We start from the raw sequence: 14,874 nt of genomic DNA, 5'->3' as shown, positions 1-14,874 counted from the left end.
ACGCGATGAGCAATCTGACCCCCATCGCGATCAGTATGTCCACCACGATTCCTGAGGTTCCTCGCGAACTCGACGAGTGCCGCATTCGCCCTGCGAAACAAACTTTGAAAAAGGGGGATCGAAAGCGGTTTCGAATCAGTACCGATCGGGTGAGCCTGATCCGCTATTGTCTGTGGGCTTATGTGTTGCTTGTCATCTTTGAGGGCGCGCTCCGTAAGTGGATTGTCCCTCAGTTGGCGACACCTCTACTCGTCATTCGTGATCCCGTTTGCTTGGTGGCAATCTATCTAGGTACCCGTTTCTCTTTCGGGCTAAATGGGTTTGGGGATTCATTGTGGTGGGATTGATCGCGATACCGCTCGCGGTTGGTGGTGGACATGGAAGCTTGCCTGTTGCTGTCTATGGCGCCCGAATTCTGCTACTGCACTTCCCCGTCCTATTTCTCTTCGCTTCGGTATTTAATCGCGAGGATGTTTGGCTTTTTGCGAAGGCATTTCTGTTGATCGCGATCCCAATGACATTGCTGCTTGGTTTGCAGTTTTATCTTCCGCAAACGCACCTTGTGAATGTCGGAGTGGGTGGAGATGGGACTTCTGTGTTCGCGGGCGCTGCGGGGCGACACCGTAGTTCCGGGACATTTAGCTTCACTAATGGTCTGTCATCGTTTTACGCGATTGCGGGCGCATTGTTTGCCGGTTGGATTACCTGTGGTCCACGTCCAATACCCAAGTGGGTTTGGATCACCGGAGGATGTTTGATCGTCGCGCTGCCACTGACGATCAGTCGTGCGTTGGCATTCCAATACGCCTTAACTGTCGTATTTACCGTTATGGCTGTCGGCATCTCACCCAAGCTATTAAAGTCGTTGGTCCCTGCATTGATTGGCTTTCTTATTGTCGGGGCGATCGTTTCTCAAACGGAAGTTTTCCAAACGGCGATGGAGCCGTTTACGAAACGATGGGAGAATGCGACAGAATCTGAGGGTGGTGATGATGGAGTTGCTGGCGTGCTCCAAAATCGTGTTTTGCAATATGGCCTGCTAAGTGCATTTGAATCAAGTGATCAAATTCCGTGGCAAGGGCTTGGTATTGGTATGGGAACGAATGTCGGCGCCAAAATGTTGACTGGAAAACGCACGTTTTTGATTGCGGAAGGGGGATGGGGCGCAATGCTTGGAGAGCTTGGCCCAATCCTTGGCGGTTTTCTGATTCTGTACCGAGTTTGCTTTACAACGATTCTGTTTGCGATGTCGGTAGTGGCGGTACGGCGTGGTAATCCACTGCCGTTAATCTTGGGAAGTGTAGCGATCCATACGATGTTTATGGGAAACACCGCTCAGCCGACTGCATTGGGATTCATCGTTCTCAACAGCGGGATGCTTTTGGCCGCATTGAGAATGCCTCGTAGAAAAGCCAACTCGGCTAAGTTGCAGGCAGCCTAGCTGCCCGGTGATTGTTAGTGCTGTCTCTCGCTCCGCGAAAGTAACGTTCGGGTTCGCTACTTTTGCCATACCGAAGGCAATTCCTGCAGAGTTCAGATCTGAAGGTCAACAAGCGACTAATGGCTTGCTGGTTGACCAGTGCGGCATTTGACTTCCGGCAATTACCAATCCGCCGAAAACTCCATCGGGGTAGCCGGCTGAGGGCTGAGTTGTCATCGTTGATTCATCGACTGAAGTTTCATGCTTACGGATAGTTTCGTCCGATGCACGCAAGGCTTCCGACTACTTCTTGTACGGACTCGCACTCGCTTGCGATTCAGTGCATTTCGAATTTAATATGCATATCGTTTTTATCACTCACCCCGCGTGGATCTGCTCGCAGAGTATGCCTCGCTTTCATGGGATGCTGTCTGAAGGGATGCTGCAGCGCGGGCACCAGGTGGAAGCCTGGAGTGCACCTGCGGTTCTGACCAAAGGCGCGGATCCGCAGGCAAGAGCATTTAAATGGAAGGGCTACTTTGACCAGTTTGCCCTTTATCCACGTGAACTGAAACGCAAGGTGCGCAGCGTCGGGCGAGATCGCTTGTTCGTTGTCACCGACCAAGCACTCGGGCCTTGGGTTCCCTCGCTTTGCAATCGCCCGCATGTGATTCATTGTCATGATTTCATGGCCCAGCGTTCGGCTCTCGGTGAGATTCCAGAAAACTCGACCGGCTGGTCTGGCAAGCAGTACCAGCGTTTGATTCGGCGAGGCTTTCGATTCGGACAGCACTTCGTCTCGGTCTCTCACAAAAGCCGTGCCGACCTGCATCGCTTCCTTGAACGCCAGCCAATCACTTCCGAAGTCGTCCACAATGGGTTGAATTCGGCGTTCGAAGTGTTGCCGCGAGAAACTGCGATTGAGGATCTCGACGGCGTCCTGCAAAGCGAACAGGAGATCGGGTTCCTGCTTAGCATAGGCGGAAATCAATGGTACAAAAACCGAATCGGTGTCATCGAACTTTATCGTCAATGGTGTCAGCAAACCGATCGGCCACGCCAGTTATGGATGATCGGTGCAGAGCCAAATGCAGCAATGCGAACACGGGCGCAAGCGATACCAAATGGTGGTCGCGTGCGGTTCTTGACCGGGCTTTCCGATGATCAGGTACGCGCTGCCTATAATCTCGCCAGTCTGCTGGTTTATCCAAGTTTGGATGAAGCTTCGGTTGGCCAATCGCCGAGGCGATGGCGTGTGGAACGCCAGTTCTAACCACGGATGCGGCACCGATGACAGAGGTCGGGGGAGAAGCCGCGTTCTATCATCGACGCTTAACCGCAGGTGACGATCAGTGGGCGGTCGATGGTGCCAAGCTGATTCAACAAATCCTGCAGCTTCCCGACGAGAGAATGTTTGAGGTCATTGCAAAAGGAATCGAAAACGCAAAGCAGTTTTCGACGCAACGAGCGCTCGATCAATATGAATCGATCTATCAGGATGTGTTGCAGCGTGCGAGCGGGGGACAAGGTTCGTGAAATTGTTGCGTGTGATTCCGTCGATGGACCCTTCTACGGGAGGGCCTTGTCAGGGGATTCGTAATCTTGTTCCGTCCCTGGAAGCAATCGGTGTGCAGAACGAGGTTGCCTGCTTGGACGATCCGGATTCTCCGCCAAGCGTAAGTGATCCCTTTCCAGTTCACCGACTCGGCCAAGGCCGTGGCCCGTGGGCCTATTGCCCCGGGCTGGTTCCTTGGTTGGATCAAAATATCCAACGTTTTGACGCTGTTTTGATCCATGGCCTTTGGCTGTATCATTCCTACGCCACAACCAAAGCGGTACGGCAAAGCAATGCTCGCACCGGGAAGTCGACGCCGGTGTTCGTGATGCCGCATGGAATGTTAGACCCTTGGTTTCAGCGCGACCCGTCGCGAAAATTGAAAGCGTATCGAAACTGGGTTTATTGGAAGGTGCTCGAAAAAAAGGTCGTGTCCAGTGCCGACGCGATGTTGTTTACCTGCCAGCGTGAGTTGGAGTTGGCACGTGAGCCGTTTCGCCCTTACAAGCCTCGCTGTGAATTGAATGTCGGGTATGGTGTCGCATCGCCACCACAATTCGATGTCTCGATGTCGCAAAAATTTGCGGACGCATGTCCGGCTTTAGCCGGGCGAAATTATTTGTTGTTTCTTAGTCGCATTCATGCGAAGAAAGGCGTCGATCTTCTGTTGCGAGCCTACGCTGACTTGGTATTAAAGGCAACTGAACGTGAGAGCGGCGACAGCTCGAAATCGATACCAGCGTTGGTAATTGCCGGTCCGCTTGATGACGAGTATGCACAGCAAATGCAGCGACTTGCACGTGAACTAGATTTATTGCCACCCGAGGCATCAACCGCTTCTTCGAGCGGGCCGCTGGTTTGTTTTCCCGGGATGTTGCAAGGTGATACGAAGTGGGGTGCGTTTTACGGTTGCGATGCGTTTGTGTTGCCTAGCCACCAAGAGAATTTTGGAATTGCTGTTGTTGAAGCATTGGCATGCGGCAAGCCTGTCGTCATTAGCAATCAAGTCAATATCTATAGTGAAATCGAACAAGCCGGTGCGGCGATCGTTGATGACGATTCGATTGTCGGTGTGACGCGTAGCCTGGAGAGATGGTTATCGTTGGATGCTGGCCAACGCCGTGTAATGTCGAACGCAGCACGAGCCTGTTACGAAGAACGCTACCTGCCGATTTCAGCAGCTCGTCGCCTGGTAGACGCGTTGGAGAAAGTTGTTTGATATTGTGCTGTGGGTCAAGGAACAGCGTTTCCGACTGAAGGTAGATTGGGCATCGGGGCGGTGTGCAGCCTGGAATAGACTTTAAAAGAACTTGCAATGAAATTCGTGCGTTTAGAAGCAGTCCGTGGGTTCGCTGCAACATACGTTTGCCTTGGTCATGTAGTCATCTTGAACTTAGGAAGCAGCGGAATATTTGCGGACTTATTCAAATTTGGTCAAGAAGCCGTGATGGTCTTTTTTATCCTTTCCGGTTTCGTCATTGCATGGGCAACTAGTCGAGGTGAAGGTGAAGCTGAACCATTCAGCAGGTACTTCTTGAAGCGGTTTACTCGTATCTATTCTGTCTGGGGCATCGCGGTACTCGCAATGTTCTTGATGGAGTCTATTGAGCATCTCGAGCCAGTTTGGGAATCGCCAGGGCGATTGCTTGGCAATTTTCTGATGCTGCAGGATTTTAAGTATGGTAAACCTGGTGTGATTTGTGGCCCTGTTTATGGTGCAACGCCGCTTTGGTCGCTGCACTATGAGTGGTGGTTTTATATGCTTTTTCCGCTTGTGCTGTTGTTGAAAGGTGCAGAGCATCGCACGCACATGGTCGGTATGCTTGCCATTCTGGGCGGAGTTTCGTATGCACTGATTCCAAATCCGGTTAGTCGTATCTGTCTTTATTTTGGTGTTTGGTGGGTCGGTGTTCATTTTGCAACTGTGCTCCGGAAGAAAGGATCCATTGAATTCCGGGATGCGATTGTGCCTGTTTCCTATGTTCTCTTGTCGACGTTGCCTTTGTGTGTTTTGTGCAGTTGGTGGATGTTCGAAGGGCGTCGTTGGTCCATTGGTGAACACCCTTTGCTAGAGTTGCGCCACCTGGTCTCATCCGTTGTGTTGGTGGGGCTCGCTTTCTTATGGCGGCAGATGAATTGGCTGGGATTTAGGTACACGATTCAGTTGTTTGCCTTTGTTGCACCAATCTCCTTCTCGCTGTATGTGTTGCACTACAAAGGTGTTGTGTATGCAAAGTACCTTGGGTTTATTGGTGTTCCCTTGTTGGAGTTTGCGCTCTATGTCGTCGTGACCGTCTTGCTGTGCGTATTCTCTGAAATCTATTTTTACAAGTATTTTCGTTCTTGGCTTCTTCCCGCAAAACGTATTCCGTAGCCTTGGATTCAAACGAATTAATTGGTGTGTAGCGTCTGGCGGTTTTCAGGTTTGTTCACTCTCGGCATTTCTTGCTGCTTTACAGCAGTGGCATCGGTGCTAAAAACCGCCCGGGCGCTTAGCGGTTGGATTGAAGGTGTCCGGGTCGCAGTAGGGTTTTGTGAACTGTTTCTTTGTGTCGGGGGCATTCGCTCTTTCGAAAAGCGTCAGCCTTGGGGTATCGCTGTGGTGATCTAGCTGGAGATTGCCGCGAATCACTACGCATCGTAGATCGATCTTGATGTTAACCGCCTGCACGTTGGCTTTCGCAAAGGGAAGGCAGGCATTCGCGGGCGGTGTGGGATGGGCATGCGATCAGGAAATGGAAATATCGAAGAGTTCGCGACTGTTTATTAAGCCCCTGGTGTCTTTTTGATGTCTACAAAGTCCACTTCATTATTTACGAGCGAGTCTGCCGGCGGAATGCTTGACGCCTCCAAGAGTAAGCCGGCGGAGGGTGGGGCGAGTTTTTCGCTTCGTAATCGACTTTTGCGAGTGCTTTGGAATTTTGTCTGGGCGGTCTTTGCCTCTTGGACGCCGCCGCCACTGCATCGTTATCGTGTCGCTCTGCTGCGACTGTTTGGGGCCGACGTTGACTGGTCAGCCCATGTCTATGGCAGCGCCCGAGTTTGGTTGCCCGCGAATTTGCAGATGGGGCCGCATAGCTGTTTGGGGCCCCAAGTGAATTGTTACTGCATGGGGCCGATTCGTTTGGCCGCCGGTGCGATCGTCTCGCAAGAAACAACCCTCTGTGCGGGCACCCATGACCCCAATGATCCTGATTTCCAATTGATCGCCAAGCCGATCGTGATTGGCGAGAAAGCCTGGGTCGCCGCCGAGGTCTTTGTCGGGCCGGGGGTGACGATCGCCGAACGCTCTGTCGTGGGCGCCCGCTGCGTCTTGTTCAAGAACACCGAACCGGACGGGATCTACGTAGGAAATCCGGCCAAGCTGGTCGGGCACCGAAAGCTGAGAGAAACAACATCATGAGCACACTTGATCTGACGATCGTGATCCCGGCAAAGAACGATGCCGACCGATTGGGGATCTGCTTGGACGCGATCGGCCACGACCTCGCTTCCTCCGTTGTGATCGTCGATTCGGAAAGTTCTGATAACACCGCCGAAGTCGCCGAGGCTTACGGCGCCGAACTGATTCAATTCCGCTGGGACGGAATGTTTCCAAAGAAACGCAATTGGTTCTTGCGCAATCACACCCCGGCAACGAAGTGGGTATTGTTTCTCGATTCCGACGAAATCCTGACCGACGAGTTCAAAGCCGAACTGCGACGGACGCTGCCGCAATCCGATTGTGACGGTTATTGGCTCCGCTACACGATTTACTTCCTACGCGAGGAACTGAAGTACGGCTATCCGCTCCGAAAGCTAGCGCTCTTCCGCGTGGGGGCAGGCGAATACGAGCGGATCGACGAAGACCGCTGGAGCAAGTTGGATATGGAGATTCACGAGCATCCCGTCATTGAGGGGCCGGTCGGTGAGCTGCGTAGCAAGATCGATCACCGTGACTTTCGCGACGTGTCGCACTATATCGCCAAGCACAACGAGTACTCGTCATGGGAGGCGCACCGGTTTTTGCGATCGTTGGAGCAGCAGACTGACCATGGAAAACTGACGTTGAAACAAAAGGTGAAGTATCGGCTGGTTCAATCACCCTTTGCCGGAGTGGTTTATTTCTTCGGCGCCTACGTGATGATGCGAGGGTTCTTGGACGGCAAGCGTGGTTTGGCGTTCGCGCTTTTGAAGCTGGGGTACTTCACCCAGGTGTATTGCAAGATTCGCGAATTGCGTGGCCAACAGCCCAACGCCAACCCCAGAGCCGCAGAGCCGGTGCGAACGGCACCACAAGCGGGGCAACCTTTGGAAGTCTCTTGACGAACGTGATGGCCGGAAAACAATTTGTTTGATCCTCCGGTGAAATTCCACCTGCAGATTCGCCGGCCCTAATTAGATTTGCCAGACTGCGACGATGGCAGCCTTTTCTTTGTAGGTTTTTGTTGATTTGAAACTTCTTTTGCATGGACTGAACTTTTCGCCCGAGGAAATCGGGATCGGAAAGTATTCGGGCGAGATGATCGACGACCTTTCGCGACGCGGAGTGTGCTCGGTCGTTGTCACCACGCCGCCGTACTATCCCCACTGGGAGATCGGTGAGGGGTTTTCCGGGGCCCGGTACAGCAAAGAAGTGCATGGCGATGACGGGCTTGCCGCCGACGGCGAACGCGATTCATCGGAAGCCGAATCGCATTGGGGCCGTGTTGAGGTTTGGCGCTGTCCGGTTTGGGTGCCTGCGAAGGTGACCGGGTTGAAGCGGGTGATTCACTTGGCCAGCTACGCGCTGACCAGCGCGCCGATCGTGTTATGGAAAGCGCTGGTGTCCCGCCCCGATGTGATCATGACGGTGGAGCCGGCGGCGATGTGCATGCCGACGACTTGGCTGGCGGCGCGTTTGTGTGGCGCCAAGGCTTGGTTGCACGTGCAAGATTTCGAAGTCGACGCGGCGTTCGAGCTGGGGATTTTAAAGAACCAATTTATGAAGCGATGTGTGCTGGCGGTGGAGGCGTTTTTGATGCGCCGGTTCGACCGCGTTTCCAGCATCTCGCCGAACATGATGTTGAAATTGCATCAAAAAGGTGTGCGGGAAAACGCGATCACTGCGCTACCGAATTGGGTGGACTGCGAAGTGATGCGGCCGCTTGAAGAAGACTATCCGGACGAATACCCGGAGATCCGTGCCGCGTTTCGCGCGGAGTTGCGTGCACGGTTTGATTTGCCTGCGGAGAAGTGCATCGCGCTTTACGCGGGCAACGTCGGAAAGAAACAAGGGCTGGAAATCATTATCGAGGCCGCGAAGCAAACGGCCGAACGGTCGGACTTGCATTACGTGATCGCCGGTCACGGCGCGGCATACGATGAACTGGTCGCGCTGTCGGCCGGGCTGCCCAACGTCCAGTGGTTGCCGCTGCAGCCGCTGGAGCGTTTTAACGAGATGATGAACTGTGCCGACATTCATTTGTTGCCACAGCGCGGCGGGGCGGCGGATTTGGTCATGCCCAGCAAGTTGACGGGCATGTTGGCCACTGGGCGAGCGATCGTCACTTGTGCCGACCCTGGGACGCAGATTGCCGATGTGGTTGACGGGCACGGTTTGGTGGTGCCGCCGTCAGATAGTGTTGCGTTTGCCGAAGCGATCTGTCAGCTCGCCGATGACGAGTCGCTTCGCGGTTGCTTGGGAAGGGCGGCTCGAAAGTATGCGATTGAGAATCTCAGTCGCAACGCGATCCTGTCGCAGTTGATGGTTGATTTGCACGCCGTTTGTGGTCTGCCTTTAGAGGCGACGACGGGTGCGATTGATGATGAACGTTTTGCAGTTACTGCGTCTTAGCCAGCTTAAGGTGGTTGATGTTGAATTGGTTGGTGTCTCGTTCCACACGCATTGCGTTTGTGGAGTCTTTGCGGCGTTACCGTGCGCCGTTGGTGTTGACTTGGTCGGCGGCAACCTTGTGTGTCGCCGCGTTCGCGGTATTGAAGCCACATCCGTCTTCTAAGGAACTCGTTTTTCTGCCCGGATGGTTCACGAGCTTCATGGATGTCTATTACGATTTTCGGACCTTCATCATGACGGTCGCAATCGGTCTGATTCCGGCATTGCTGCTCAGCCCGTCGCACCAAAAGCTGCAGCGTCATTCGGTGCTGTTTGTCTTGGTCGGTGCCCTGTTGATTTTTGAGTTCATGCAGAACTGGATTCCAACACGCGGCTTCAGCTGGGCGGATGTCGGTTACACGGTCGCCGGCGGATTGGCGTGTGAATACATGGCGAGGCTAACGCATTGGCTTCGCTTTGGTGCGAAAGACGAAACGCCTGTTGCCATGGTCGAGCATCGTAGCCGTTCGATCGGCTAGGTCGTTGCAGAACGTACTCTGCAATTTGATCGCGGCAAACGAACGAGGCATTGCAAAACGCAATGCCTCCAACGTTTCGTCTTTCTGGTTTTGTTGTTGCAGGGAATTTGCAATGAAGTTTAAGCCGCGACTCAGTGGAGATTTGCGCAGATGAAAATTCTAGTCACCCTCTTTTGTGGGCTGCTGATCTTAGGTCAGGTCGGCTACATCTTGATGGCGAACCTGGATGGTTCGATCGACCGAAGTCGGCTGCCGACTTGGGCGGGAGGTATGGATGCCAAATCGAAACCTGCGAGTGTCGGGTTGGCGGTATCCGGTGACGATTCGGATCAAGACGGACCGTTGGTTGCTGACGGCACGTCGGATCTGGGTGACGCAAGTCAGGATTCGAGCATTGGAGCCGAAAGCAGTGAATACCTAGGCAGTGAACCGGTAAGCAGTGAACCAGCAAGCAGTGAGCTGTTAAGTCATGGCAAGTCGCCGCTTTCGACCGAGGCGATACGCGAGATTGCGACTCATGCTTCGATTCGATTGATTGACAAGGGCGGCGAATCGATGGGAAGCGGGATTGTGATTGCCAACCGCGAAGACGGCACCCTCGATTTTTTGACCGCCGCGCACGTGATCGAAGGAATCGAGGGTTGGTTGGTCGAAGTCACAACCGAGGCGAGTGCGAAGGAGCGTTTCGCAATTGAATCAAAGGTTGATGTATTGGAATCAGATATTGATAAGGACTTGGCCTACGTGCGTGTGCACTGTGATGCACCGGTGTCTGCCGAGCCAGTTGAGTTGGCTGACGTCGTCGATGACAAGCTGAAACATTTGCAAGCAGCCTGGACGATTGACAATCAGGTTGCCGGTTTAACGAGCGTCGCGCGAGTGCCCGATGTGGAGCTGAAACTTATAAAGCGAATGGCCGACTCGCCGGCCCAGTATTGTTGGCGAGTTGCCCACGCATCGGAGCTCGGTGTTTCCGGCAGTGCGTTATTGAATCGCGACGGTTGTTTGGTCGGGATCGCGAGTGGTAACGGTGATGGCGCGGCGTATTACTGTGGTCCGATTGATATCCGAAACATGGTGTCTCGATTTCGTTGATTGGCGATCTGGTCATCCGAAAATTGCAAGCTTGAAATGCGTGCGGTCGTAATGATCATGCTGCTTGACGCGGCGACGGGAGGCCTTGGAAGTGGGTTTGAGTCTTAAAACGGTTGGTGATGAGGTTCGCCGGGTGGCATCGGCTGAAACGTCCCGATCGAAGACGACATTCAACCTCACAAGAAGAGGGGTTTAGTGGGTGGGTTTTCCACCTTGGCTTTTGTCACCGGGCGGGGTGCTCCCATTGTGCCTAAAAGGGAAAATCAGCCAACTTGCAACTTGAACGGATACCGATCGTTTCTTTAATCAAGTGTTGGACCAACCGGTGGAACTATCAACCGAATTGGGTGGTGGGGCCGTACATCGGAGATTGAAGGACGGGGCTGTTCGAGATACCGGACTAAGCGTTCAACATTCCGTTGTCGCGTTCAGTTTGAGCACAGCAGTGATTGCTGGCTCATTTTTAATTTCCGATGGAACGTTACTTGCTATCTAGACACGCATGGAATTGATGAAAATGAAACAGCTGATTACCAAACGCTTGGTGGCGTTTGCCGCCGGACTCGCGATGGTGGCAATGACTGCCCGCGACAGCAATGCAGGGGTGGCTTACTCCCAATACGAGTACAGCGCGGTCACCAATCTGGTTACGTCGATGGAAGGGAACGTTGTCACATTTGACAATTTCTCGCTCGGCAAGCAAACCGAAATCGACGGTGCAGCATGGCTTGGTGCTTACTTCGAGAACGGTACCGGTGACCTCCTGATCGACATGGCCGATTCGTTCACCGTCAGCGTCTACGGCAATGCCGGCGGCGTTCCTGGCGCACTACTGGAATCCCAAACGCTTGGCTTGGGCATGTACAGCGAGGTTTCTGGCGGCCCTGTAGGGGCTCCTGGCTACAGTGATTACTTCGGCTACGGTGCGGCTTTGAACCCGTTCCGTCTTGATGCCGGCGATTACTGGTTCTCTGTCACTGCTAACATTCCTTCACCTGCTCCTGTGTCCGACGACACCTACTGGTTGTGGGGTTCGGGTGTTGGCGATAGCGATATGGACGGTGTTTCGTTCTCAACAGCCAACGGCATCGAAACGGAAGACCAGATTTTTGCATTGTCGGGTAATGTCGTTCCTGAGCCTTCCTCGCTTGCAATCGTAGCAGTAGGTGGCCTGTTTTTGACCCGTCGCCGCAAACGCTCGAACTAAGCTTGAAAGAGCTTGGCTAGTAGGTTCGTGCCCTTGCCCACAATCGGTTGGGGGGATACGATCACTTGTACGAAGGCGGATACTTCGAACCAGAGAGATTGAATATGGGAAAATTTAGAATTGCCGGTGCGAGCGTCCTGTCGGTCGCGATGCTGGCCACAGCAATGTGGGCCGCAGCCGCTCCGCAATCGGTTGAGTCAGGCGAAACCAGCCAAGCCAGCGCCGCGGTCGTGTCGACCACTGGCGACTCGCTGTTGGCTGAAACCGCGAAGCCGGAATTGATGAAGGAATGGGAATACACCGCACGTCCATTTTGCCGTGGACCAGGTGGACCGTTCCCTCCAGGTGGTCCAGGCGGACCTCCATTCCCGCCTCCAGGGCCTCCATCGTTTTTGTTCTTTTAGGCTGGCTTAACCGCACGATCTGCTTCTTGCGGATTGTCGTTTAGACGCACAGAACACAGGGGCAGTCACCAAGGTGGCTGCCCTTTTTTTGTACCCTGCTCGCTGTTTAATTTCTGAGGCCGACGGCCTGCTTCCCAGCCAGTTTCCCCGGCGGCCGGTGAGCGACAGTCGAGCTGTTGTGGGGTGATTGCTTATCCTTAATGACTTCTCAACATCGGATTTCGGCGGTTTGCCAAACGGTCATCCAGTGCGTGCTCGTCGGAATCGTTCTGCTCTCACCTTGGCCGTTCGGCAGTGTTAATCCCGATGGTGAATTCGGACTGACACTCGCCCTCAGCATCGCGTTGCTGGCCTTCGTCGTTCGCTTGGTGTTCGGCGAGCCGCCGCAGTGGAAGGCGGGCCGAATGGGCCTCATCGTCGTGCTCGGCTTGATCGGTTTGGTGTCCGTTGCTGCGTTGCACCAGATCGCGCTGCCAGCCTCTCTGGTTAACACGCTCGCGCCCGGTGTGCAGCCCTGGTCCGCTCCGATTGGATTACTCGATCAAGCGTCGTCGTTGCCAGCCGAAGGCTCAGGCTTGGAACGCTGGGAAGCGGGAAATAAGTTGGGTTTGTACGCACACGGTAGCTATCAGTTTTTGCTTCGCGTGGTCGCGGCAGGCTGTCTATTCGCGATGACCTGTTGTTTTGATTCACCACGACTGGTGCTGCGGCGAATCAGTGTCGCGGCAACGGTGGTGGGCGTCGCATTGGCGATCTTTGGGATCGCGCAGCACGTCGGGTCGCATGACGGGTTGGTTTACTGGACCTACAAGATGCAAGGTGGTCTGGGATTCGGCCCCTTCATCAACCGCAATCACTACCCGTTCTATCTCAACCTTTGCCTTGGGTTGGCGATCGGGTTACTGTTGGACTCGATGAAAGACATGGGGCGTCATTGGCCGCGCATGATTTTGTCCGACCGAAGTGCAACGTGGTTATTGTTGGCGATCACGTTCATGATCGCGAGTTTGATCATGTGTGTGTCGCGGGGCGGTATTTTGACCGCCTGTATCGCGGTTGCGGTTGTCGGATTACGGCGATTCGAATTCAAGCACGCGACGCGATCGATCAGCATGTTCATCATGATCGGGACACCGGTGCTGTTGTTTTTGATCTGGGCAGGATTCAGCGTTTATGAATCACGGCTAACGATGCTCAGTGAATCGGATAGTTATGCTTCCGACGGGCGATGGGTCCTGTGGCGTGCTGCGGTCGCGAGTGTGCCAGAGTTTCCTTGGTTTGGTTCAGGCGGTGAAACGTATCGGCACTGGGAAAAGATTTACGTCCCTGCCGACGAAAACTGGACCACCGAAGGTCGCGTCGCATTGCGAGCTGATAACGAATTGTTAGATGTGCTCAATGAGTACGGCTTGGCAGGATTCGTTTCGTTGTTGTTGGTCGCAATTCCGGTTTGTTGGGTGGCGTACCGAACATGTCGCCGTGACGCTCTGTCAGCCGGCGCTGCGATTGGCGTGTTCGCCGTTTCGCTTCACAGCATTGTCGATTTCGGATTGCGTCTTCCTGCGACCGGAGCGTTCGCCGTGATTGTTGCCGCACTGTTGTGCTCTCAGCCAGCAGCCGCAGGGGCGATGGAGCGATCGCGTCAGTCAAGACGTCGTCGCAGTTCAGCGGCTGATCCGAAGCCACTCGCCGAAGTCGAAGAAGGTGCATGGTTGGGACCGCATTTCGGTTTTGCCTGTCGCCTCGCAATTGCGCTCTTGGTATGCGGTATCGCCATCTACACGATTCGTTTCAAACGCCGGTATTGGTTGGCCGAAAGCCATCACCGTACGGCGATGCACGAGTTAGAAGGGTCGATGCCGAACGCGGCAATCAAGTCGATGTCGGCGGCGGTTAAGGTGACGCCGGAAGACATGTTCCGGCGGATCGAGCTGATACGGACTTGTATCCTGACGGACGATTGGTACGACTGGGGCAAAGAGAATCCCAAGATGGGGCCGTTTATTACGGCGCAGTGCGAAGAAATCATACGGATGTGCCCGATCGCCTGGGAACCGTATGTTTGGATCGCACGCTATCCTCCGGCCGGGATGAGTATGGATGCGCAGCTTGAGCTCGTGCTTTATGGTCGTGTGATGCACCCGGGTGATCCGAAGTTGGCGTTCGTCGCGGGGAATATCCTTCATCAAATATCGGGGCTCGAAGCCGCGATCCCGCACTGGAAGCAATCGATGGATTTTTCCAATCGCTACGTGGCACCGATTGTGAATGCGGTGGGACGCGAGGACCTGAGCGAGGAAGTCCTCATGGCGATCTTTCCAGATGACCCCAAAACCTGTTTTGCCGGAGCGGTCGAGTGCAAGCAGCACGGCTGGGAAGAACCGTTTCAGTTTTTGGCGGAGCAATGTTTGCGTCAGCTGTCCGTCGATGGCTTCACTGGTCGCGAGTTCGGAGCCGGCGAGAAGGATCAATTGCGTTCCGAAGCATTGTGGTTGCTGGGGCAGAAAGAGGATGCGGTCGAGGCGTTGTTGATGGCGCTAAACGAAGTCCCCGATCAACGAAAGTGGCGAACGCAAGCGGTCCGCTGGATGATCGAAACGGGCGACCTGGAGCAAGCAACCTGGCAATTGCGTATCGGCAGCAATTTATTCCCTGAGGATTCGACGTTACGAAAACTGCAGCAAGAACTCTCCGGATTAAAAGCCGAAGCATCATCCAAATCCAACTAGCAATTCCGTAGTGGATGAGGCGACGAATCCTTGCTCGGTGGTTTCGTTTCGCAATACACGTAACCGCACGCGATCGCGTTCCGGCCGATGTATGGTCGCTGGTGTTTCGATTAGCCGCCTTCGCGATAGCG

General features: G+C 54.2%; 14 protein-coding genes. All 14 read left to right on the top strand.

The features are described 5' to 3' along the window. Positions 1 to 5 precede the first annotated feature (5 nt). The 14 genes from CGZ80_RS16360 to CGZ80_RS16290 all read left to right on the top strand — a co-directional run bounded on the left by CGZ80_RS16360 (position 6) and on the right by CGZ80_RS16290 (position 14,743). Positions 6 to 347, top strand: a complete 342-nt coding sequence (locus CGZ80_RS16360; RefSeq protein WP_094416370.1) for a hypothetical protein — start codon at positions 6 to 8, stop codon at positions 345 to 347. Next, positions 338 to 1,441 (top strand): hypothetical protein, encoded by a 1,104-nt coding sequence (locus tag CGZ80_RS28035; protein ID WP_158222733.1) that lies wholly within the window; start codon positions 338 to 340, stop codon positions 1,439 to 1,441. The genes CGZ80_RS16360 and CGZ80_RS28035 overlap by 10 nt, the downstream gene beginning before the upstream one ends. Positions 1,442 to 1,778: 337 nt before the next feature. Next, on the top strand, positions 1,779 to 2,693 hold the full coding sequence (locus CGZ80_RS16350; RefSeq protein WP_094416366.1) for a glycosyltransferase: 915 nt from the start codon (positions 1,779 to 1,781) through the stop codon (positions 2,691 to 2,693). A gap of 17 nt (positions 2,694 to 2,710) precedes the next feature. Continuing rightward, on the top strand, positions 2,711 to 2,956 hold the full coding sequence (locus CGZ80_RS16345) for a glycosyltransferase family 4 protein (RefSeq protein ID WP_143543972.1): 246 nt from the start codon (positions 2,711 to 2,713) through the stop codon (positions 2,954 to 2,956). A 23-nt stretch (positions 2,957 to 2,979) separates the two neighbouring features. Beyond that, on the top strand, positions 2,980 to 4,194 hold the full coding sequence (locus CGZ80_RS16340) for a glycosyltransferase (RefSeq protein WP_094416362.1): 1,215 nt from the start codon (positions 2,980 to 2,982) through the stop codon (positions 4,192 to 4,194). A 96-nt stretch (positions 4,195 to 4,290) separates the two neighbouring features. Further along, positions 4,291 to 5,349 carry an acyltransferase family protein gene (locus tag CGZ80_RS16335; RefSeq protein WP_094416360.1) on the top strand — a complete coding sequence of 353 codons (1,059 nt, stop codon included), beginning with the start codon at positions 4,291 to 4,293 and terminating at the stop codon, positions 5,347 to 5,349. A 414-nt stretch (positions 5,350 to 5,763) separates the two neighbouring features. Further along, positions 5,764 to 6,378, top strand: a complete 615-nt coding sequence (locus CGZ80_RS16325) for a hypothetical protein (RefSeq protein ID WP_198953714.1) — start codon at positions 5,764 to 5,766, stop codon at positions 6,376 to 6,378. Then, positions 6,375 to 7,280: a glycosyltransferase family 2 protein gene (locus CGZ80_RS16320; RefSeq protein ID WP_094416354.1), complete on the top strand. Its 906-nt coding sequence runs from the start codon at positions 6,375 to 6,377 to the stop codon at positions 7,278 to 7,280. Before CGZ80_RS16325 ends, CGZ80_RS16320 begins: the two co-directional genes overlap by 4 nt. Positions 7,281 to 7,407: 127 nt before the next feature. Next, positions 7,408 to 8,790: a glycosyltransferase WbuB gene (locus CGZ80_RS16315; RefSeq protein WP_094416352.1), complete on the top strand. Its 1,383-nt coding sequence runs from the start codon at positions 7,408 to 7,410 to the stop codon at positions 8,788 to 8,790. A 32-nt stretch (positions 8,791 to 8,822) separates the two neighbouring features. Continuing rightward, positions 8,823 to 9,308 (top strand): hypothetical protein, encoded by a 486-nt coding sequence (locus CGZ80_RS16310; protein ID WP_143543971.1) that lies wholly within the window; start codon positions 8,823 to 8,825, stop codon positions 9,306 to 9,308. Between the two features lie 150 nt (positions 9,309 to 9,458). Continuing rightward, positions 9,459 to 10,403, top strand: a complete 945-nt coding sequence (locus CGZ80_RS16305; protein ID WP_094416348.1) for a serine protease — start codon at positions 9,459 to 9,461, stop codon at positions 10,401 to 10,403. A 517-nt stretch (positions 10,404 to 10,920) separates the two neighbouring features. Next, the gene (locus CGZ80_RS16300; protein WP_158222732.1) at positions 10,921 to 11,610 is read left to right on the top strand and encodes a PEP-CTERM sorting domain-containing protein; all 690 of its coding nucleotides are present in this window, start codon (positions 10,921 to 10,923) and stop codon (positions 11,608 to 11,610) included. A gap of 104 nt (positions 11,611 to 11,714) precedes the next feature. Further along, positions 11,715 to 12,014: a hypothetical protein gene (locus CGZ80_RS16295; protein WP_094416344.1), complete on the top strand. Its 300-nt coding sequence runs from the start codon at positions 11,715 to 11,717 to the stop codon at positions 12,012 to 12,014. Between the two features lie 200 nt (positions 12,015 to 12,214). Further along, positions 12,215 to 14,743: an O-antigen ligase family protein gene (locus tag CGZ80_RS16290; RefSeq protein WP_094416342.1), complete on the top strand. Its 2,529-nt coding sequence runs from the start codon at positions 12,215 to 12,217 to the stop codon at positions 14,741 to 14,743. Positions 14,744 to 14,874: the final 131 nt, after the last annotated feature.

The sequence above is a fragment of the Rhodopirellula sp. MGV genome (genome assembly GCF_002251265.1).
Lineage (GTDB): Bacteria > Planctomycetota > Planctomycetia > Pirellulales > Pirellulaceae > Stieleria > Stieleria baltica_A.
Note: the sequence above shows the minus strand (reverse complement) of the source record. Positions and strands in the feature narration are given on the sequence as shown.

Bases quoted from the DNA above. Each gene is read 5' to 3' on its own strand.
- CGZ80_RS16360 (WP_094416370.1), top strand. From the start codon at position 6: ATGAGCAATCTGACCCCCATCGCGATCAGTATGTCCACCACGATTCCT.
- CGZ80_RS16350 (WP_094416366.1), top strand. From the start codon at position 1,779: ATGCATATCGTTTTTATCACTCACCCCGCGTGGATCTGCTCGCAGAGT.
- CGZ80_RS16345 (WP_143543972.1), top strand. From the start codon at position 2,711: ATGACAGAGGTCGGGGGAGAAGCCGCGTTCTATCATCGACGCTTAACC.
- CGZ80_RS16340 (WP_094416362.1), top strand. From the start codon at position 2,980: ATGGACCCTTCTACGGGAGGGCCTTGTCAGGGGATTCGTAATCTTGTT.
- CGZ80_RS16335 (WP_094416360.1), top strand. From the start codon at position 4,291: ATGAAATTCGTGCGTTTAGAAGCAGTCCGTGGGTTCGCTGCAACATAC.
- CGZ80_RS16325 (WP_198953714.1), top strand. From the start codon at position 5,764: ATGTCTACAAAGTCCACTTCATTATTTACGAGCGAGTCTGCCGGCGGA.
- CGZ80_RS16320 (WP_094416354.1), top strand. From the start codon at position 6,375: ATGAGCACACTTGATCTGACGATCGTGATCCCGGCAAAGAACGATGCC.
- CGZ80_RS16305 (WP_094416348.1), top strand. From the start codon at position 9,459: ATGAAAATTCTAGTCACCCTCTTTTGTGGGCTGCTGATCTTAGGTCAG.
- CGZ80_RS16300 (WP_158222732.1), top strand. From the start codon at position 10,921: ATGAAACAGCTGATTACCAAACGCTTGGTGGCGTTTGCCGCCGGACTC.
- CGZ80_RS16295 (WP_094416344.1), top strand. From the start codon at position 11,715: ATGGGAAAATTTAGAATTGCCGGTGCGAGCGTCCTGTCGGTCGCGATG.
- CGZ80_RS16290 (WP_094416342.1), top strand. From the start codon at position 12,215: ATGACTTCTCAACATCGGATTTCGGCGGTTTGCCAAACGGTCATCCAG.